General features: G+C 70.7%; 16 protein-coding genes and 1 pseudogene. 7 read left to right on the top strand and 10 right to left on the bottom strand.

The window, feature by feature from the left end; genetic code table 11:
- The first annotated feature begins 185 nt into the window (after window positions 1-185).
- From OG946_RS08985 to OG946_RS08975, 3 genes are read left to right on the top strand one after another with little or no spacing between them, the layout of a single operon-like run.
- Window positions 186-1,127, top strand: coding sequence for a Nif3-like dinuclear metal center hexameric protein (locus OG946_RS08985; protein WP_326795603.1), 942 nt, complete (start codon window positions 186-188; stop codon window positions 1,125-1,127).
- Window positions 1,124-1,867, top strand: a complete 744-nt coding sequence (locus OG946_RS08980) for a zinc ribbon domain-containing protein (protein ID WP_326795602.1) — start codon at window positions 1,124-1,126, stop codon at window positions 1,865-1,867. The genes OG946_RS08985 and OG946_RS08980 overlap by 4 nt, the downstream gene beginning before the upstream one ends.
- Window positions 1,867-3,087 (top strand): bifunctional RNase H/acid phosphatase, encoded by a 1,221-nt coding sequence (locus OG946_RS08975; RefSeq protein ID WP_326795601.1) that lies wholly within the window; start codon window positions 1,867-1,869, stop codon window positions 3,085-3,087. Before OG946_RS08980 ends, OG946_RS08975 begins: the two co-directional genes overlap by 1 nt.
- Window positions 3,088-3,352: 265 nt before the next feature.
- On the opposite strand, the gene eda is transcribed toward OG946_RS08975, so the two are convergent.
- The gene (gene eda, locus OG946_RS08970; protein WP_442814295.1) at window positions 3,353-4,033 is read right to left on the bottom strand and encodes a bifunctional 4-hydroxy-2-oxoglutarate aldolase/2-dehydro-3-deoxy-phosphogluconate aldolase; all 681 of its coding nucleotides are present in this window, start codon (window positions 4,031-4,033) and stop codon (window positions 3,353-3,355) included.
- A gap of 143 nt (window positions 4,034-4,176) precedes the next feature.
- A complete protein-coding gene (yaaA, locus tag OG946_RS08965) occupies window positions 4,177-4,974 on the bottom strand; it encodes a peroxide stress protein YaaA (RefSeq protein ID WP_326795600.1) in 798 nt (265 codons plus the stop codon).
- A 234-nt stretch (window positions 4,975-5,208) separates the two neighbouring features.
- On the opposite strand from yaaA, the gene OG946_RS08960 reads away from it, so the two are divergent.
- Entirely contained in the window at window positions 5,209-7,158 is a 1,950-nt protein-coding gene (locus tag OG946_RS08960; RefSeq protein ID WP_326795599.1) for a right-handed parallel beta-helix repeat-containing protein, read from the top strand.
- Between the two features lie 135 nt (window positions 7,159-7,293).
- On the opposite strand, the gene OG946_RS08955 is transcribed toward OG946_RS08960, so the two are convergent.
- The 5 genes from OG946_RS08955 to OG946_RS08935 all read right to left on the bottom strand — a co-directional run bounded on the left by OG946_RS08955 (window position 7,294) and on the right by OG946_RS08935 (window position 15,324).
- Window positions 7,294-8,325, bottom strand: coding sequence for a chitinase (locus tag OG946_RS08955; protein WP_326795598.1), 1,032 nt, complete (start codon window positions 8,323-8,325; stop codon window positions 7,294-7,296).
- A gap of 129 nt (window positions 8,326-8,454) precedes the next feature.
- Window positions 8,455-9,219: a chitinase gene (locus OG946_RS08950; RefSeq protein ID WP_326795597.1), complete on the bottom strand. Its 765-nt coding sequence runs from the start codon at window positions 9,217-9,219 to the stop codon at window positions 8,455-8,457.
- A gap of 153 nt (window positions 9,220-9,372) precedes the next feature.
- The gene (locus tag OG946_RS08945; protein ID WP_326795596.1) at window positions 9,373-9,879 is read right to left on the bottom strand and encodes a hypothetical protein; all 507 of its coding nucleotides are present in this window, start codon (window positions 9,877-9,879) and stop codon (window positions 9,373-9,375) included.
- Window positions 9,876-14,363 carry a DUF6531 domain-containing protein gene (locus OG946_RS08940; protein ID WP_326795595.1) on the bottom strand — a complete coding sequence of 1,496 codons (4,488 nt, stop codon included), beginning with the start codon at window positions 14,361-14,363 and terminating at the stop codon, window positions 9,876-9,878. The genes OG946_RS08945 and OG946_RS08940 overlap by 4 nt, the downstream gene beginning before the upstream one ends.
- 118 nt (window positions 14,364-14,481) lie before the next feature.
- On the bottom strand, window positions 14,482-15,324 hold the full coding sequence (locus OG946_RS08935; RefSeq protein WP_326795594.1) for a phosphotransferase: 843 nt from the start codon (window positions 15,322-15,324) through the stop codon (window positions 14,482-14,484).
- A 499-nt stretch (window positions 15,325-15,823) separates the two neighbouring features.
- On the opposite strand from OG946_RS08935, the gene OG946_RS08930 reads away from it, so the two are divergent.
- Window positions 15,824-16,402: a dihydrofolate reductase family protein gene (locus OG946_RS08930; protein ID WP_326795593.1), complete on the top strand. Its 579-nt coding sequence runs from the start codon at window positions 15,824-15,826 to the stop codon at window positions 16,400-16,402.
- A 534-nt stretch (window positions 16,403-16,936) separates the two neighbouring features.
- Here the strand turns inward: OG946_RS08930 and OG946_RS08925 are convergent.
- Together OG946_RS08925 and OG946_RS08920 are read right to left on the bottom strand one after the other, a co-directional pair.
- Window positions 16,937-17,344, bottom strand: a complete 408-nt coding sequence (locus OG946_RS08925) for a hypothetical protein (protein ID WP_326795592.1) — start codon at window positions 17,342-17,344, stop codon at window positions 16,937-16,939.
- 403 nt (window positions 17,345-17,747) lie between these two features.
- Complete coding sequence (locus OG946_RS08920) at window positions 17,748-18,098, bottom strand: hypothetical protein (RefSeq protein WP_326795591.1); 351 nt, start codon at window positions 18,096-18,098, stop codon at window positions 17,748-17,750.
- Window positions 18,099-18,696: 598 nt separating this feature from the next.
- On the opposite strand from OG946_RS08920, the gene OG946_RS08915 reads away from it, so the two are divergent.
- The gene (locus OG946_RS08915; protein WP_326795590.1) at window positions 18,697-18,966 is read left to right on the top strand and encodes a hypothetical protein; all 270 of its coding nucleotides are present in this window, start codon (window positions 18,697-18,699) and stop codon (window positions 18,964-18,966) included.
- A gap of 102 nt (window positions 18,967-19,068) precedes the next feature.
- On the opposite strand, the gene OG946_RS08910 is transcribed toward OG946_RS08915, so the two are convergent.
- Window positions 19,069-19,473, bottom strand: a complete 405-nt coding sequence (locus tag OG946_RS08910; protein ID WP_326795589.1) for a type II toxin-antitoxin system PemK/MazF family toxin — start codon at window positions 19,471-19,473, stop codon at window positions 19,069-19,071.
- Between the two features lie 167 nt (window positions 19,474-19,640).
- Here OG946_RS08910 and OG946_RS36055 point away from each other — a divergent pair.
- Window positions 19,641-19,758 (top strand): annotated as a pseudogene (locus OG946_RS36055) (IS701 family transposase); the annotation flags it as partial.
- Window positions 19,759-19,958 lie beyond the last annotated feature (200 nt).

Here is a 19,958-nt window from a genome sequence, read left to right as displayed (position 1 = left end):
GGGCCTCATCCGGTTCCCTCACCTCCGCACGCGAAAATAGTTTTCGCACGTCACAGCAATCGGCGCGGCGCCGGTCACTTCACACATACGGGTGGCGGATCCGCCGTTCCGCTTCGCCGCACCGCCCCCTGTGCTTGCCGGTGGGGGCCGCACCGGGGCCCGGCCGGCGGAGGTAGCCTTGCCCCGTGCCTGCACTTTCCGACGTCGTCGCCGCGCTCGAAGCCCTCTGGCCCGCCGGCCGCGCCGAGCCGTGGGACGCGGTCGGCACGGTGTGCGGCGACCCGGACGCCCGCGTGGAGTGCGTGCTGTTCGCCGTCGACCCGGTGCGCGAGGTCGTCGACGAGGCCGTCGAGTGGAGCGCCGACCTGCTCGTCACGCACCACCCCCTCTACCTGCGCGGTACGTCGACCGTCTCGGCCGGCACGTTCAAGGGCCGCGTCGTGCACACCCTCATCAAGAACGACGTCGCGCTGCACGTCGCCCACACCAACGCCGACCGCGCCGACCCCGGCGTCTCCGACGCCCTCGCCGGCGCCCTCGGCCTGCGCGTCACCGGGCCCCTCGTGCCCGACGCCGACGACCCCGCGGGCCGCCGCGGCCTCGGCCGCCTCGGCGAGCTGGACGCCCCGGTGCCGCTCCGGGAGTTCGCCGACCGCGCCGCCGCGGCCCTGCCCCGTACCGCCACCGGACTGCGCGTCGCCGGCGACCCGGACGGCGAGGTCCGTACGGCCGCCGTCTGCGGCGGCTCCGGCGACGGGCTCTTCGACGCGGTGCGCGCCGCGGGCGTCGACGTCTACGTCACCGCCGACCTGCGCCACCACCCGGTCTCCGAGGCGCAGCAGCACGCCGCGCTCGCCGCCGGCGGCCGCCCGTACCTGATCGACGCGGGCCACTGGGCCACCGAGTGGCCCTGGTGCGAGCAGGCCGCCGCGCAGTTGGACGCGATCTCGGACCGGAACGCATGGGGTCTGCGCACGCGGGTGTCGCGTATCGTGACCGACCCCTGGACCACGCACGCGCCCGCACCGGCGGCACGTTCCACCTCAGCCGCACCGCCCGCGGGCACCGCGGGATCTCCCGCACCCCACGCCAGCCTTGCCCCTACGAGCCCGGAGCAGCCAGCTTGAACGCAGCGCCCGCCGACCAGATCCGCCTGCTGGACGTCCAGGACCTCGACGTCCGCCTCACCCAGCTCCAGCACCGCCGCCGCACCCTCCCGGAACACGAGGAGGTCGCAGGTCTGGAGGCCGACCTCGCCCAGCACCGCGACCTGCTCGTCGCCGCGCAGACCGAGGAGAGCGACACCGAACGCGAGCAGGCCAAGGCCGAGAAGGACGTCGACCAGGTGCGCCAGCGCGCCGCCCGCGACCAGCAGCGGCTGGACTCCGGCGCGGTGACCTCGCCCAAGGACCTGGAGAACCTGCAGCGCGAGATCGCCTCGCTGGCCCGGCGGCAGAGCGACCTGGAGGACGTGGTCCTGGAGGTCATGGAGCGCCGCGAGACCGTGCAGGAGCGGGTGGCGGAGCTGACCGGCCGGGTCGAGTCCGTTCAGGCCAAGATCACGGACGCCACGGCGCGGCGCGACGCGTCGGTCGGCGAGATCGACGCCGAGGCCGGCACGGTCACCAAGGAGCGCGCGGCTGCCGCCGCCGAGATCCCCGCTGACCTGCTGAAGCTGTACGACAAGCTGCGCGAGCAGCAGGGCGGCGTCGGCGCGGCCCGGCTGTACCAGCGGCGCTGCGAGGGCTGCCGGCTGGAGTTGAACATCACGGAGATCAACGAGGTACGGGCCGCGGCCCCCGACACCGTCGTACGGTGCGAGAACTGCCGCCGGATCCTGGTCCGTACACCCGAATCCGGCCTCTGATGCCGGGCCCGGCCCGGCGCGTGTTCACCGTCGAGGCGGACGGAGGCTCGCGGGGGAACCCGGGGCCGGCGGGGTACGGCGCCGTGGTGCGGGACGCGGACGGCGCGGTGCTGGCGGAGGACGCGGCGTACGTGGGGGTGGCGAGCAACAACGTCGCCGAGTACCGCGGACTGAGCGCCGGGCTGCGGGCGGCGCGCGGGCTCGACCCGGACGCGGAGGTCCGGGTGCGGATGGACTCCAAGCTCGTCGTCGAGCAGATGTCGGGGCGCTGGAAGATCAAGCACCCCGGTATGCGCGAACTGGCCGCCGAAGCGCGGGAGGTCTTCCCGCCTGGGCGGGTGTCGTACGAGTGGATTCCGCGGGAGCAGAACAAGCACGCGGACCGGCTCGCGAACGAGGCGATGGACGCGGGCAGGCGCGGCGAGCGGTGGAGCGCGGAGGCGTCGCGGGCGGAGCTGGACGCGGGGACCGGCGGCGCCGGGACGCGGGAGGGCTCCGGCGCGCGGGGCGAGGGCGCTGTTCGGGCCGAGGGTGGCGTACGGGCCGAGGAGGTCGGCAAGTCCGCGACCCCGGCGGTGGGTTGGGGCACCGACCTCGGGGCGCCCACCACATTCCTCCTGCTCCGCCACGGCGAGACCGCCCTCACCCCCCAGAAACGGTTCTCCGGCACCGGCGGCAGCGACCCCGCGCTCTCCGCGACCGGCCGCGGCCAGGCCGCGGCCGCCGCCGGGCTCCTCGCCGCCCGCGGCACCGTCGAGGCCGTGGTCAGCTCCCCGCTGCGCCGCTGCCGCGAGACCGCGGAGGCGGCGGCCGGGCGGCTCGGGCTGGACATCCGGGTCGAGGACGGGCTGCGCGAGGCGGACTTCGGTGCCTGGGAGGGGCTGACGTTCGCGGAGGTACGGGAGCGCCACCCTGGCGACCTCGCCGCCTGGCTGCGCTCCACGAAGGCCGCACCGAGCGGCGGCGGGGAGTCCTTCGCCGAGGTCAGCCGCCGCGTCGCGGTCACGCGCGACAAGCTCCTCGCGCGGTACGCGAGCCGCACCGTGCTGCTCGTGACGCACGTGACGCCGATCAAGACGCTGGTCCGGCTGGCGCTGGGGGCGCCGCCGGAGTCGCTGTACCGGATGGAGCTGTCGCCGGCGGGGGTGTCGGAGGTCGCGTACTACGCGGACGGGCACGCGAGCGTACGCCTGCTGAACGACACGTCGCACCTGCGCTGAGACCCTTTTTCGCTGATCCCGCGGGGCGGATGCGCGCCGACCTCGCCCTCTACGGCCCCACGATCCACCGCCCCGGGCTGCACCCGCTGGCGCTGCGCTGGTTCGATGCGCACTGAGGGCCTGCGGCCCGGCTCGCCCGGTGCGCGGTGCTCTCGGGCGGGAGCGGTGCTCTGCGGCGTGAGCAGGGGCCGGAACCGTGCCCCCTGGTCCGTACCGAGAGCAGTGCTCCGCCGAGCGAGCGGCGAGCCGCCGCGACCCCGCGGGCTCAACTACTGCCGAGCGCCGCGGCCTCGGCTGCCAGCTTCTCCACCGTCGCCCAGTCCTTCGCCGCAAGGGCCGCCTTCGGCAGCATCCATGTGCCGCCCACGCAGCCGACGTTCGGCAGCGCCAGATACCGTGGCGCCGACTCCGCCGTGATGCCGCCCGTCGGGCAGAAGCGGGCGCGGGGCAGCGGGGAGCCGAGGGACTTCAGGTACGCGATGCCGCCCGACGCCTCCGCCGGGAAGAACTTCATCTCCGTCACCCCCCGCTCCAGCAGGCCCATCGCCTCCGACACCGTCGACACCCCGGGCAGGTACGCCAGGCCCGACGCGGCCATCGCCGACAGCAGCCCGTCCGTCGAGCCGGGGCTGACGAGGAACCGGGCACCCGCGGCGGCGGAGGCGTCCACCGCCGCCGCGTCCAGCACCGTGCCGGCGCCGACCACCGCGTCCGGCACCTCGGCGGCGATGGCCCGGATCGCGTCGAGCGCCGCCGGCGTGCGCAGGGTCACCTCGACCGCGGGCAGCCCCCCGGCCACCAGCGCACGCGCCAGCGGCACGGCGTCGGCGTCGTCGTCGAGGACGACGACCGGGATGACGGGCGCGAGGCCCAGCACGGAGGACGGGACGGCCGCGGCCGCGGACGCGGAGGCGGAGGCGGAGGCGGAGGCGGAGTCAGTGGTCACGCCGTCATCGTGCCTCCGCGACCACACCGGTGCAACGAACGTTGCATACCGTGCAACACGGGTGCTCTGCCCGGTGCCCGCCGACCCTGGCTGTCAGAGGGCCGGCCTACCCTGGGGCGGGAGTGCGGGAAGGGCGTGACGTCCTACAGCTCCGTCACCACCACGTCCAGCTCCCACGGCTGCCCCGCCCGCCGCGGCGGCTCACCCTCCACCCGGTATCCCAGGTCGCGCAGCGCCGTCAGCAGCGCCGCCGGGGTGCGGGGCTTCGCGCCGGAGGTCAGGAGGTCGCGGAGCAGCCGGCCCTTCGCCGCCTTGTTGAAGTGGCTGACCACCGACCGCTTCTCCACCCCGTCCACCACCGTCGCGTGCAGCACCCGCACCGCCGCCGTGCGCGCGGCCAGTTCGCCGCGGGGCCGCCAGGCCGTCGCGTAGGCCGACGAGCGCAGGTCGAGGACGAGCCCGCGCCCCGCCGCCGCAGGCAGGGCGGCGTCCAGCGGCCCGCGCCAGTACGCGCCGAGCGCGCCCGCGGCCGGCAGCCGTACGCCCATCGAGCAGCGGTACGCGGGGATGCGGTCGCCGATGCGCACCGCGCCCCACAGGCCGGAGAAGACCAGCAGCGACGCCGACGCGCGCCGCTTCGCCGCGGCGTCGAGCGTGGCGAGGCCGAGCGCGTCGTAGAGCACGCCGGTGTAGATCTGCCCGGCGGGGCGGGTGGGCGCGGTCCGCAGCCGGGCGTTGCGCGCCACCTCGCCGCGCAGCCCCTCGGTGAGGCCCAGCACGTCGGCGGCCTTCTCCTCGTCGGCGGCGCAGAGTCCGACCAGCTCGTCGAGGACGGCCTCGCGGGCGGCGGTGAGGCCGGGCAGGGAGAGCGAGTCGAGCTTCAGCGGTGCGCCGCGCCTGCCCTCGGCCTTGCCCTCGGACGGTGGCAGCAGTACGAGCACGAATCCTCCCGCGATGACGTTTCCGGTTCCCCCTCCGCCCTCCGGCAGCCTACCCGCGCGGCGCGGGCGGCCCGGACAGGGCGCCGTGCGCGGACCATTGACAAACCCGCGGGGTGCCTCAAAACTCTGACTGCCAATCGGCAAGACATCAACTCTGTTACGCAAACTTACGTTGATTTCTTGCAAGAGAACGGCATGCGCACTCTGTCAGCCCCCACAGAACAGAGGACACCCATGAAGTGGAAGCACCTCAGACGGCGTGTGGCCGTCGGGATACCGGCGCTCGGCCTGGTCGCGATCGGGGTCCTGCCCCTCTCCGGCCAGGCGATGGCCGGCGTCGCCCCCGAGGGTGACGGCGCGGCAGCCGGCAGCAGTGCCGCCCCCGGCGAAGCGGCGGCCGCCGGCGCGGAGCTGCCCTACGTCGCGTACGAGGCCGAGGCCGGCACGTACGACGGCACCCTGCTGGAGGCCGACGCGAAGCGCACCTTCGGGCACACGAACTTCGCGTCCGAGTCCTCGGGCCGCCGGTCGGTGCGGCTGGAGAACACCGGTCAGTACGTCGAGTTCACCTCGACCTCACCGACCAACTCCATCGTCGTCCGCAACTCCATCCCCGACGCCCCGGGCGGCGGCGGCACGGAGGCGACCATCAGCCTGTACGCCGACGGCGAGTTCGTACAGAAGCTGGACCTGTCGTCCAAGCACAGTTGGCTGTACGGCAACACCGACGACCCCGAGGGCCTGACCAACAACCCGCAGACCGACGCCCGCCGGCTCTTCGACGAGTCCCACGCCCTGCTCGACGACAGCTACCCGGCCGGCACCACCTTCCGCCTCCAGCGCGACGCCGGTGACGACGCCGCGTTCTACGTCATCGACCTGATCGACCTGGAGCAGGTCGCGCCGCCGAAGGAAAAGCCGGCCGCGTGCACGTCGATCACCGAGTACGGCGCCGTGCCCGACGACGGCGACGACGACACCCAGGCGCTGCAGGCGGCCGTCACCGCCGACCAGAACGGCGAGATCGAGTGCGTCTGGATCCCGCCGGGCCAGTGGCGGCAGGAGCAGAAGATCCTGACCGACGACCCCGAGGGCGGCCAGTACAACCAGGTCGGCATCAGCAACGTCGACATCCGCGGCGCCGGCATGTGGCACTCGCAGTTCTCCACGCTGACTCCGCCGCACGAGGCCGGCGGCATCAACCACCCGCACGAGGGCAACTTCGGCTTCGACATCGACAAGAACACCAAGATCTCCGACCTCGCCATCTTCGGCTCCGGCACCATCCGCGGCGGCGACGGCGGCCAGGAGGGCGGCGTGGGCCTCAACGGCCGGTTCGGCGTCGGCACGGAGATCTCGAACGTGTGGATCGAGCACGCCAACGTCGGCGTCTGGGTCGGCCGCGACTACTCCAACAAGCCGGAGCTGTGGGGCCCGGCCGACGGGCTGAAGTTCAGCGGGATGCGGATACGCAACACGTATGCCGACGGCATCAACTTCACCAACGGCACCCGCAACTCCGAGGTCGTCAACTCGTCCTTCCGCACCACGGGCGACGACTCGCTCGCGGTCTGGGCCAGCAAGTACGTGAAGGACCAGGCCGTCGACATCGGCCACGACAACCACTTCCGCAACAACACCATCCAGTTGCCCTGGCGCGCGAACGGGGTCGCGATCTACGGCGGTTACGGCAACACCGTCGAGAACAACCTGATCTCCGACACCGCGAACTACCCGGGCATCATGCTCGCCACCGACCACGACCCGGTGCCGTTCACCGGCGAGACGGTGATCTCCGGCAACTCGCTGTACCGCTGCGGCGGCGCGTTCTGGGGCGAGGCGCAGGAGTTCGGCGCGATCACGCTCTTCCCCGCGGGCCAGCCGATCCCGGGCGTGACGATCAAGGACACGGACATCCACGACTCGACGTACGACGGGATCCAGTTCAAGACGGGCGGCGGCGAGATGCCGAACGTGAACATCTCGAACGTCTCGGTCGAGAAGTCCAACAACGGTGCGGGCATCCTCGCCATGGGCGGCGCCCGCGGCAGCGCGAACCTCACGAACGTCACCATCACCGGCTCGGCGGACGGCGACGTGGTCGTCGAGCCGGGGTCGCAGTTCGTGATCAACGGCTGGCCGGGGGCGGAGAACGGCACGCCGGCCCGTAGCGGGAAGGACTGACGGCCCGTAGCGGGAACGGCCGGCGGACCTGAGCGGAAGGGCCGACGGCCGGCAGTACGGGGGCGGGGCCGGCCGGGACGGGAAGTCCCGGCCGGCCCCGCTGTCCGTTCTCGTACGACTACGGCAGCCGGCCGGCTACGGCAGTTGGTCGACGTGCGGCCCGACCGTGTCCGACCAGGCGTTGCCGTTGCTGGCGTCCCAGTTGGTGGACCAGGTCATCGCGCCGCGCAGCCCGGGGTACGTCTTCTCCGGCTTGAAGGAGCCGCAGCCGGTGCCCCGCGTCAGGCAGTCGAGCGCGTCGGTCACCACGCCCGGATCCACGTACCCGCCGCCCGCCGCCCGCGGCGAGGCAGGGGTGCCGAGGCCGACCTGCGACGGGTCGAGCCCGTTCTCGAGCTGGATGCAGGCCAGACCGGTGAGGAAGTCGACCGTGCCCTGGGAGTAGACCTGTCCGTCGCAGCCCAGCATGGAGCCGCTGTTGTAGTACTGCATGTTGACGACGGTGAGGAAGTCCTTGATGTTCAGCGCCGTCTTGAAGTACTCGTTGTCCGGCGACTGCATGTCGATGGTCTGCGGCGCCATCGTCACCACCAGACCGTCGCCGGCGCCCGCGTGGATCGCCTCCAGGGCCTGCGTCATGTACGTGGAGTTGAGCCCGTTCTCCAGGTCGATGTCGACGCCGTCGAACCCGTACTCCTCCATGAGCCCGAGGATACTCGTGGCGAACGCCTCGGCGGATGCCGCGTCGTTGACGGAGACGGCGCCGCGCTCGCCGCCGACGGAGATCACGACGGACTTGCCGCTCTCCTGCTTCGCGGCGATGTCCGCCTTGAAGGCGTCCTCGGTGTAGTCGAGCGCGGGATCGACGGTGAAGTCGACCTGGCCGGGCGCGCCGGTCGCGTCGGCGAAGGCGACGGCGACGATGTCGTACGCCTCGGGGACGTCGGCGAGGGTCTGGACGGTGGCGCCGTTGTCGAAGTTCTGCCAGTAGCCGGTGACGGCGTGCGCGGGCACCGCGGCGGCGCCGTGGGTGACCGGCTCGGGGTCGGCGGCGGCCTCGGTGACGACCGCGGCGGCGAGCGCGCCGGCGGTGAGCGACGCGGCGGCGAGGGCGCTGACGAAGCGTTTGCGTGTCTTCCGGGCCTTGTGTGTACGTACGCGTGCCACAACTGCCTCCGGGTGGGGGGTGGTTACGTGGGGGGAACGGCCGGGCGCGCGACCCACCCGGGAAGGGCGGGACCGGGCCGCGCACCCGGCCGGGAATCGATCAGGCCGGGCCGGTCGGGCCCGGCCGGGTCAGCAGCTCAGGTTGTCGCCGGGGGTCGTGCCGAGGATCTGCACGAACTGCGTGTACTTGTCGATCCGGCTCTGTACCTGACCGGGGTTGCCGCCGTTGCACTCAAGCGACCCGTTGATGGCCCGGATGGTCTCGCCGAACCCGTGCCCGCCGGTGATCGCGTCGTGCGCGGGCATCGACCCGGGCCCGGACTGCGTCATCCAGTACCAGATGCCGGTCTTCCACGCGACGGCGGCGTTCCGCTCCACCTGCCAGGGGTCGTTCAGCAGGTCGATGCCGAGGGCGTCGCCCGCGGCCTTGTAGTTGAAGTTCCAGCTGAGCTGGATGGGCCCGCGCCCGTAGTACGCGGCCTGCCCGGCGGGACAGCCGTAGGGCTGCGACGCGTCGCAGTAGTGCGGGTAGTTGTCCTGGTTCTGCTCGACGACGTGCACGAGTCCGCCGGTCTCATGGCTGACGTTCGCCAGGAAGGCGGCGGCCTCCCGCTTCTTGGTGGTCTCGTCGCTGGTGTTGGCGAACGCGGGGTACGCGCTGAGCGCGTCGGTCAGCCCCTGGTAGGTGTAGAAGGCGTTCCGCCCCGGGAACATCTGCTCGAACTGCGCCTCGCTGACAATGAACTCCGCGGCCACCGCCTTGTCCGCGCCTCCTTCGCCTGCCGTGCCGCCCTCGCCGGCCGACGCGGTCACGGGCACCACGACGGCGAGCGCGGCGGCCAGCGCGCCGATCGCGAGCAGGGCTTTGACCTTCGTTCCGAGTTTCCTCAGCACCTCATCACTCTCCTGGTGGGGGGTCACCGGCGCGAACGCCGGCGTTGGAGCTTGACGGGGCGCAGTCAATCACCTTGGTCTGCACCAAGACAAGGTGTAGACCAATGACTTCTGGCTGGGTCGACTTGTCGTCATTCGCCGCCGGCGGACCGCTCACGCCTCCGCGGGCGCCACCGTGATCGACCAGATCCCTCCCTTGGGGATGCGGTACGCAGAATCGGGCTGCGGATCGGTGAGGACGTACACCGCGACCCGCCCGCTCGGTGACGTGAGCTGGCTGAATTCCTTGTCGGAATAGCTCTCCACCTCGGTGAGGGACAGGCCCGCCGCCGCCAGGGAAGCGGTCAGTTCGCCGATGGGCACGCTGCTGCGGAAATCGCCGTACGCGTCCCGCAGGTATGCCGGCACCGGCCCTCCACCCGCCTCGGCGAGCCGGTGCACCTGGATCGTGAAGCCGGAACCACTCCACTGCCGGTCCACCCTGGCGAAGAAGACCTCGACGAGGCCGTAGTCCCAGCGCATGAACTTCTTGCGCCTGTCCTCCAGCCGATCGCCGGGAAGCGCGCGTTCCCACACCTGGGGCGTGGAGTCCGCGGTCGCCCCTCCGAGGCTCTCGTGCTGCACGACCTGGCTGTACAGGTCGATGTCCGTCGCCGTCACATCTTCTCCAGCGCCTTGATCAGGAAGTGAATTTCGAGGGCCCGGTTCACCTTCGTACCGTACTCACCCGCGTTCATGGACGCGCGCGCGGACGACGCCTTGGCAATGAGGTCCTCGCGCATCTTCGGATTGACCCGGATCTCCTCCAGCACCCGCTCCACGTCCCGCGCAGACGCCACGTTTCCGTTCGACAGCCTGATCGGCTCGCCGCCGACCCCGCCGGCGCCGTCGGGGAACACCCGGACCTCCCGGCCTCCGATGTGGACGTGTGCGCCCTTGTTCCCCCAGTCACTGCTGGCCACGGAGGCATGGATGTACGGGGCCAGGCCGTAGGGGTCGGTCCAGGTGTGCGGGTTGTGGACGTACGCGGCCGGGTTCGGAGCGGGCGCGAGCCCGAGCGGGTCGGGGGTCGTGTACCGGGCGTTGACGGGGTCGTAGTAGCGGAAGAGGTTGTAGTGGAAGCCGGTCTCGGGGTCGGCGTACTGGCCGGGGAAGCGCAGCGGGGTGTGCGCGGTGGAGCCGGACGGCCAGGAGAGGGTCCCCCAGAGCGTGGTGTGTGTGCGCCAGGCGATGTCGCCCTCGGGGGTGAGGAGTTCGCGGGGCGTGCCGACGAGGTCGGTGACGATGGCGAAGAAGCGGGCGTCGATCTCGTCCTGGGTGGTGGCGTCCGTGATCCGCTCGGTCTGGGTGATCGGGACGAGGCCCTGGTGGTTCCACGTGAGGGTGACCGGCTGGGGGAACGGGCCGCCGGTGCTGGTCTGCTCGATGAGGACGGGGCCGTCCCAGGTGAAGACGGTCTCCTCGGCGACACCCCGGCCGTCGGCGGCGAACTTCTGCTTGGCGGTGCGGCGGCCGAGCGGGTCGTAGCGGTAGGCCCACCGGACGCCGTCGGGGGTACGGGCGCCGGTGAGACGGTCTTCCGCGTCGTACTCGAAGTGCCAGGTCTCGGGGGACTTGGACAGCCGCTTCCGGCTGCGCGTGACCAGCCGTCCGGCGGCGTCGTGCCGGAAGCGGTAGCTCCCCGCGGCGGTCAGGGTGGTGGCGGTGTAGGTCCGTTCGCCGAGGGCAGCGTCGTGGCCGTTGCCGGTGGGCCACGTGCCGTGGGTGAGGTTGCCGAGGGAGTCGTAGGCGTAGGACTCCGCCCAGCCGGGGGCGGTGACGCTCGTGACCCGGCCGACGGCGTCGAGGCCGAAGCGGTGGTCCCCGTTGAGGCGGTCGTCGAGCCCGGCCAGGTTGCCGTCCGGGGCGTAGGCGTACGAGCGCTGCTGAGCGATACGGCGCTCGGGGCCCGCGGTGACCGACTGGCGGGCGAGGCGCCCGGCGGAGTCCCAGGCGGAGCTGACCGTCAGGGCGCCGAGGTGGCGCTCGGTCTCCCGGCCGGCGGCGTCGAAGACGAGGTCGGTGGTGTGGCCGTTGGTGGTCACCGATGTGCCGCGGCCGGCGGCGTCGTACGCGTAGTGGGTGGTCAGGCCGGTGGGAGTGGTCCGCCGCGTGCGCTGCCCGAGGAGGTCGTGCTCGTAGGTGGTGGTACGGCCGTCCACGGTCTCGGCCACGACGCGCCCCATCGCGTCGCGCAGGTAGACCAGGCTGCTCTGCGGGTTGGCGGCGGAGTGCAGGCGGCCGGCGGAGTCGTACGCGTAGGCGGTGGTCAGCTCGCCCACCGTCTTGTGCGCGATGCGGCCGGCGGGGTCGTAGCCGAAGGTGACGGTCTCGCCGGCGGCGTTCGTACGGGCGACGAGCTGCCCGGCCGCGTCGAAGGTGCTGGTGAGGGTGCGGCCGTCGAAGTCCTCCTCCGCCACCATCCGGCCCGCGGGGTCGAACCGGTAATGCCAGCTCTGCCCCTGGGGGTTTAGCACCTCCGTCAGCCGCAGCCCCGCGTCGTACGTGAACTCGTGCCGCGTGCCGTCCGGTTCGACGCGGGCGGAGAGCATGTCGAAGTGGGTGTACTCGAAACGGGTGGTGGACCCGTCCGCACCCACCTGGGTGAGGCAGTTCCCCTCGGGGTCGTACGTCCACGTCTCGGCCGGCCCGCCGGCGCGGGTGCGGCGCACGAGGTGCCCCTCGACCGACCAGGTCAGCGACTCGTTCACACCCGTGGGGTCGGTGACGTGACTCGTCCGTCCGAAGGCGTCGTAGCGGAAGCGCATCACCGCGCCCAGCGGGTCGGCGACTTCTTCGGGCATGCCGGCGGGGACGCACCGGACGCGGGTGGTGTGGCCGAGGGCATCGATCCGCCCGGTCAGCCGGCCGCCGTCGTCGCGCGTCAAGCGGGTCGTCGCCCCGGAGGGGTCGGTCTGGGAGACGAGGTTGCCCTGGGCGTCGTACTCCCACCGCCATGCCGTTCCGTCCGGCATGAGCGTGGCGGTGTGGCAGGCCGACTCGTCGTACTCGTAGCGGACCACCGAGCCGTCCGGGTGGGCGATCGCGGTCGGCTGTCCGAGGGAGTTGTTCTCGTACCGGGTCGTGTGGCCCAGGGCGTTCGTCTCGGAGAGCAGGTGGTGGTGTCGGTCGTACTCGGTGCGCGACACGTGGCCGAGGGCGTCGATCTCCGCGACGACCTGACTGTTGTCGTTGACGACGAAACGGGTGGTGGCGCCGTCGGCGGTGGTGAGGGCGGTGACCGTGCACTCGGGCCAGGCGGGGTCCTCTCCGCCGTAGGCGAGGGTGAGAGCCACGTGGCCCGCCTCGCCGCCCTCGGCCGTGCAGCGGTCGTGTTCGTCGTAGGTGTAGGCATAGGAGCGGTCGTTGCGGTCGGTCCACGAGGTGACGCGCAGGCGGTCGTCGTAGGCGAAGGTCAGCGGGAGGCCCGAGGAGTTGTAGTCCTCGGTGAGGTTGCCGGCGGCGTCGTAGCCGAAGCGCTTGACCTCCACGTCCGAGCCGTCGCCGGCGGCGTTCGCGAGATGGAGGGCGGTGACGCGGTCGCCCTCGGCCGTCAGGCGGAGGTGGTAGCCGGACGAGTGGCGGATGTCGGTGGGGACGCCGTCGGCGTCGTAGGCGAAGGTGACCGTCTGACCGTTGCGGTCCGATATCCGGTGCAGGAGAGCCAAGTCGTCGGAGACAGGCGCGTGGAAGTGCCGGATGTGGCCGGCGAGCGGGTCGGTGATCGTGTAGCCACCGGTCTCTAGGCGGCCCAGGGGCCAGCGCGGACCCGACTCGGGCAGCACTTCGTCGGTGCCGTGGGGGTGGGGGTAGGCGAGCAGACGTCCGTCCTCGGTGATGAAGACGACGCCGTCCTCGTCGATCTCCAGCCGCTGGTCGACGGTGGAAGTCCAGGTGGGACCGAACCACAGGCCACACCGGTACGACGAGCCCAGCCGGCGGTTGAACGTGAGGGGGAGCAGGCCGGGGAGTTCGACATCGGTCTGCGCGAGGTACATCTCGCCGGTCGCCAGGTCGACGGGGTCGGTGAGCTTGTTGACGACGTTCCTGAGCCGGTTGCGTGCGCCCTGGGCGGCGTCGCCGAGCATGGTGCGGCCACGCTTGGCCAGGCCGAGGACACCGGCCTTCATGGCCCTCAGGCCCGCCATGGCCTTCATGCCGCCCTTGGCCATCTTCGCCAGGCCGCCGAGGGTGGTGAGGCCCTTCATGCCGGGGATGCAGTCCAGCGCGGCGAAGGCGACGTCCCAGAGGGAGGCTTGGCCGTTCATGTACTTGTAGAGCGTGTCGGCCAGGACGACGAGGGCGGCGGCGAGGACGACCCACGCGAGGGGTCCGCCGATGATGAGGACGACGATGCCGAGGACGGCGACGATGACCTTGCAGACGTTGACGATGGTGTCCCAGTTGTCCTTGACCCAGTCGACCGCCTTCTCCCACCACTTACGGTTCTGAATCCCGGCGTCCGAGGCTTCTTCGAGCTTGTCCTTCGCTTCTGACGCCGCGTCCTCGCGCATCTTCTTCGCGTCGGCGGCCATCTTCTTGGCCGCTTCGAGACCGCCTCGCGCGTTGTCGACGGCGGTCTGAGCGGAGGCCCGGGCGGACTTGGCGTCGGTGGCGTTGCGCGTGGCGGCGCGCACCTCGGACTCGTCGGGCTTCTCCTTGCCCTCCTTCTCGTCGTACTCCTCCGTCTTCTTCGTCGCCCGATCGACCCAGGAGTTCGCGGAATCGAGGCGCCCGTTGGCGGCGGTCAGATCACTCTGGGCTTCGCGCCCCTTGGCGAGGGCCTTGTCGGCCAGCGACTGGGCGCGCTCCAGCTTCGGCCAGTACGCCGCCAGCGCATCACCCGCCAGGTCGTACGACCGCTGAAGCTTCTTCAGATTCTTCGGAACTTCCTCGAACTCGTCCTGGAACGCCTTCGCCGTCTTCCCCGCCCACCGCAGCAGCGCATCCTCACCGGCCATGCCCTTGATCTGCCGCAACGCATCCGCCACGTCATCGGCGAAGTCATGCAACTCACGCGCCAACTGCTTGACCCGCTCCGGATCACCCGGCGTCGGATCGTCATCGAGATCGAGTACATGCCAGTCCGTCGGACGGGTTCCCACGCCGGCTCCCCCTTGCCACTCGGTCACCGCAATCGCTCCCTGACACGGTTATTGACGATCAGCCGCGTTGGGGCGGTTCCGGACGGCGGTGAACCGGCGAGTGGACAAAATCCCCGGTTCAGCCGGGTCCGCGGCGATCGAGTGTGGTGCGAACCCGTTCGAGACCTTCCGTTCGCCAGTGGGCCCGGTCGGGCATGTGGTCTTCTTGGCGCCAGCGCCAGGCTGAGAACATCGCCCAGCCCAGGGCGCGGCACTGGTGGATCAGGGCGTAGTCGGCTCCCGCGTAGTGCTTTCCCACGTCTTCCGGCGCGTGGGCCAGGTCGAACTCGACCGGTCCACGGCAGCACGTGGCGAGGTCGACGAAAAGCGGTCCTCGCCTCGTGTTGAGGAGGTTGCCCGGGTGGGGCTCGCCGTGCAGGAGTTGGTCGGCGGAACTCTCGGCGCTGATCGCGGCGCTCAGTCCGTTGAGAGTCCTGCTGAGGAATTCCCGGTCGGCATCGGGCAGTTCCGGGGAGCGCTTTCGGTCGTTCACTTCTCGTAGCGCCCCGGCGACTCGATCGGTGAAGTGCGGTGCGTCCAGGTCGATCTGGCGCAGGGCGGCGTGGTGTCGCACGAGGGCGTCTGCGTAAGCGGCCGGTGCGATCTCCGATCCCACCGGTTCGTAGTAGCTCCAGAGCGAGACCGCGAAGGCGCCATGCACATACACCCGCGGGTCGACCCGAGGCTCGACCTCCGCCACCGGAGCCTCGACGTCGGCGAGACGGCAGGCAACCTCTACTTCGAACCGGGCATCAGCCAGGTGCTCCGCAGGTGCGACCCGAGCCAGCACATCGCACGGGACCAGGCGCAGCACCACGCGGTCCGAGTCGTTGATGACGACCGCATCGTCGGCTTGAAGGCCCAGCTCCGCGGCGGTCGCCCGGGCTGCCTCGACCGCGCGACCGAGTTCCCCCGGCTCCACACCGCCCTCCCCTCATCTCGGGGCTCGCGAAGGCCCCGGGCCGAGAGTAGTTGAGCGCTGCGGCTCCGGTGGAGGCGGACGAGTCGGCCTGTACGCCGGCAGTCGGGTTCCGTACGCGGTGAGGGAGAGGAGATGGGCGCCCGGCGGGCCATAGCGGGCCCGTTGCCCTCGACGGTCGTGTCCATGGTGGGCGGCAACAGCAGCACCCCAGCGCCGCGACGGCCAGGGAGAAAGTGAGACGACGCATGGCGTCCTCCAAGAGTCACAGCTCCCCGGAGTGATGTGATCACTCTCCCTGTCCCCGCTGCCCGCGCCGGCAGTGCCGATCCGGCGGCGCGACTGCACCGAATGCCCCATCCACGCCCCGGCGTACAACCGTGAGCCGGTGCGCCAGGGGCGCGGGGCAGGGCTGAACCTCCTGTCGTTTTCGTCCAAGACGGCTGCCGCGGCCGCGATCTAGCCTGGCCCGGTACTCGCCTGATCATGAGGAGACAGCACCATGCGCGACCTGGTCTACACCGCCTTCATATCGCTCGACGGCGTCGTGGACTCGCCCGGGGGCGGGCCGGGGGAGGAGCACCGCAGCGGCGGATGGGTGGTCGACGACCTTGAGTTCGTCCCGGAAGCCTGGTCGCTGAAGGGCGAGGAACTCGCCGACACGACGGCGCTGATGTTCGGCCGCCGCAGTTACGAGGCGTTCGCGCCGGTCTGGCCCGGCTCGGAGGACCACGCCGACTACAAAGAGCTGCCCAAGTATGTGGTGTCGACCACTCTGTCCGACGACGACCTCGTCGACGGGTGGGGGCCGACGACCATCCTGCGCTCGACCGAGGACGTCGCCGCGCTCAAGGAGGGCAAGGGCGGCGCGATCTTCATCCATGGGAGCGCGGAGCTGGCCCGGCGGCTGTCGGACGCCGGCCTGATCGACCGGTACAACCTGCTCGCCTTCCCCGTGCTGCTCGGTGCCGGGAAGAGCCTGTTCGGCCGGGCCGACCGCGACAAGCAGATGCTGACGCTGCGGGAGTCGGAGAGCTACTCGAACGGGATCATGAAGCTGATCTACGACGTCAAGCGCTGATCCGGATGGAGGGCGATCGCGCCGCCGACGCGACACCCTCTGGTGCCTTCCGGAGGACGGGTGTCGCGTACTTCCGCACCGGTGAAGCGGAAGCCGGGATCCCGGGCCTCGCTCAGTTGCGGCAGCCGCCAGAGTGGTTCCCCGGGCAGGAGTTCGTTCAGCCGGCGGACGAAACGCAGCGCCCCCGGTCCCGTCATGCCGACGGCCGCTCCCGCCGACTCCAAGGTCGCTTCCTCGTCGCCGCCGCCAGAGCAGCACCTGGCAGATCTCGGCGTACAGGTCCGCGCGGCTGCCGGGGAGCGCACCCCGGTAGCGGTGAACGTTGGCGATCATGGTCAGCAGCAGCGGGTTGGCCCCCAGGTCGTACAGCATCGGCCGGCCGCGCAGGCGGGCCAGCAGGTCCTCCGCGGCCTCTCCAGCCCGCTCGTCCGCAGCAGTCCGGCCCTCAGTGCCCCCATCGCTGCTCCACCGCTCCATGGCGCGATACCAGCCGTGTACGAAACGGGTGATCTGGTGGCCGGTGAAACGCCGCACTTACAGGACCCGGGCTCGGTTGAGGGGGGCGCTGAGGTAGCCGTGGGGGCGGGAGGTCAGCACGAAGTCATTCCCCTCGTACTGTTCGATCTGCTCCTCCACCCAGGCGGCGACGCGCCGCCGATCCTCCTCCCGCGCCACCTCGTCCAAGCCGTCGAGCAGCACGACACAGCGCCCGGCCTCCGACTGCTCCTCGAACCAGCCCTGCGGTTCGTCGACCCGGTGACGGCTCGCAAGGTCGATGCGGTAATCGCGCTCGAACCGGGAGGTGCGCTGCAGCAGCCACACGTCCAGGGAGCCCGCGACGCGTGCGGCCCACCGGCTCTGCACGTCGCCGAAAACCTTGCCGGCGAAGGCCACGACCGCGATGAGTAACTCGTAGCCCGCTAGCGCCAGAATCGCCACCACTGGTTCGCGGGTGACCTCCGGTCACGGCTGCGCACCGATCAGCGCAGGGGGAACAACGCCCAACGCGGTGAGCCCCAGCCGCGCCATCCACCCCGACTCCGAGCCCGCCTTGGACTCCGACCCCCTCTCATCCGGCAAGCCCGCTCCCGATTCTCGGCAACACACCGTCAGCAGGCCGACCGCCTCGGCCCACCCCGGAGCGGCCACACCCTCATCAGCTCTCCGAGGCCGAAGCCCTCCCCCGACACCAGAACACCGCCAGTAGTGATTTTGTCATCTGTACGCGACTGCCGATGGGCCGTCCGTGCACACCCGCGACAGCGACAGCACCACCAAGGACCGGCTCGCCCGCGCGCTGCCCGGCATGTGGGGCCGATCCGGCAGCACTCGGTGAAGTCAGGGCTCACCCTCGCCCGGCCTCGTCTCTTGACGGAGGCGGTTTCCGTCGAGAGTGCAGATACACAGCTGCGGCAAGAAGAAGCAGCAGGGTGCTTACGATCCATGTGCCACTACCGTCCGTGAGCGTGTGAGGCAGGTCGGTGTACGCGAACACGTAGTAGAGGCTGCCGCCACCGAGCGCCCACACGAGCATCCCCGCACGTCGGTTGCTTCCGATCATGGAGCGGACGACAAGGATGGCGCCGAACCAGATGAACGCCAGGCCGTTGGTCTGGGCCGTGTCGTTCTCAAGGGCTCGTGCCATGAAGACACCGACGCCCATGGACAGCACTCCAGCCACGAGTAAGACGGCCACGTCACCACGTCCCTTCGATGAGGAAAAGGACGAGAGGCTAACCCGGACGGCCCGGGACCGGTCCCACCGAAGTGATCCCCCCGCCAGCACGGTGCGCGCCTCGACCAGGTCGGCCGGCCCGGAATACTGCCGAAGGCCAAGGTAGACCTGCGTATCTGTGCTGTGGACCCATTGTGCAAAAGCGCACGTGGGTTGCTGCACCGCACGGCTGGGTGCAGAGCCACCGCAAGCACCGACACGCAGTCCAAAACGAGATCGTGCATGTTTAGCGGTGGGACGTCGAGGATGGCGGGGTGACTCGATGTTCAGGATCCGCTGGCTGGCGATCCAGGTGCTGGCGAGAGTGGGCAGTATGTCGTCCTCGTCCTAGATAGCAGCCAGGTGCGCGTAGAGCTTCCGTGCGTGCGCCGGCCAGTGCTCCCGCAGGTCAGTCCGCCAAGCCAAGGCCGCCGGTCCGTGGGACAGTGAGCCTTTTCCAACCTGGAAGACGGCCAGGTTGGCACCGCTTCTTCGTCAAGGCGTGGGCCATCGGAGGAAGTCCGATGTCAGTGCCGCCTGCTCTACTTCGGCACAGGACCGATGAACGACGGAGACCGCCATGGGCGTGCTGTACGACTACTTCCACGCGACCGACGACGCCGCGGCGGTGAACCAGGCCATCGGTCCCGACGGCGACTGGTTCCGCGGGATGTCGCTGGAGGAGACGGGCGCAGACTGGATCCACGCAAAGGGCCTGGACCCGAACGTCGTCCTGGCCAGACTGGTCGCCTACGCCGAGGGCGTCCCCTTCACCGATCAGCAGGACGCGCCGGAAGTGATCTGGCCTGGACCGCCATACCCCCAGAGCGTTCCCGTACTCCAGCCGTAGTTCGTGATCTCGATCGTGAGGGGCGCCGAGGAGGCAGTTGGCAGCGTCGATCATCTGGACGAGGCCGACCACGCCGTCGTGGGCGTTCTTTTCCTTCTCCGCCTACCCGAGTCCACCGAGACGGAGGGCGTTCCTTATCTCGCTGAGCTTCGCGGTCGTCGCCGGGGTCCACTCCTTCGCCTGCTCACTGAGACGGAGGGCGTTCTCAATCTCGCTGAGTTTCGCGGAGGACAGGGCGCCCGCCCGCTCGATCAGGTCGTCCCGGGACACGGTGGTCAGCCACGTGCAAGGGGTAAAGCCCGGACGCGGGAACGCGAACCGAAGCACGCCTTCAAAGGGCAGTCCTTCCACGGCGCCTACTGCCACTTCGACGCCCAGACCGGTGATGTCGACACCCGCCCGAGCGACGACCTGCATCACCCGGATCCCGGACGCGTCGTCTCCCGACAGCAGCACGACCGGCCGCCGCTCGTCGAACTCCACCCACCAGACTTCGCCACGTTGCACATGTCCTCCTGACACAGGACGGCGGGCGGACGCTGCGCGACCCCGACGCGCTGTGGAGACGGGTGCGGCCACCCGTTGATCATCGGTGTGTGAAGACAAACGATCACGTGGTGGCCGCAGGGCACAGCGTAGACCCTGCCCGCTGAAGGGAGGCGTTCGAGGATCTGATGAGCCGGATAGCGGGACGGTTCACGGGTCGAACCCCGGTGCCGGGTCCGGAAGTTGGTGCTCGGACTGCTGTCGGACCTGCCGCGCAAGAACTGCTGGACCATCGCCGAACCCGCCAGATCTCCCCGGATTTTCCCCGCAGGCCCTTTTGATCTCTGTATCCGGAGAGTAATCGCAGGTCAGAAGTACAGGAGGCGGACGAGTCGGCCTGTACGCCGGGTTCTGTCTCCCTTTCGGGCGTAGCGCTCTGACCTGGAGAGATGCGGTGTTTCGGCGACGGCGTTACACATCCCGTGCACAGTGTGACGAGGTCCGAG

The organism is Streptomyces sp. NBC_01808 (genome assembly GCF_035917395.1).
Lineage (GTDB): Bacteria > Actinomycetota > Actinomycetes > Streptomycetales > Streptomycetaceae > Streptomyces.
Note: the sequence above shows the minus strand (reverse complement) of the source record. Positions and strands in the feature narration are given on the sequence as shown.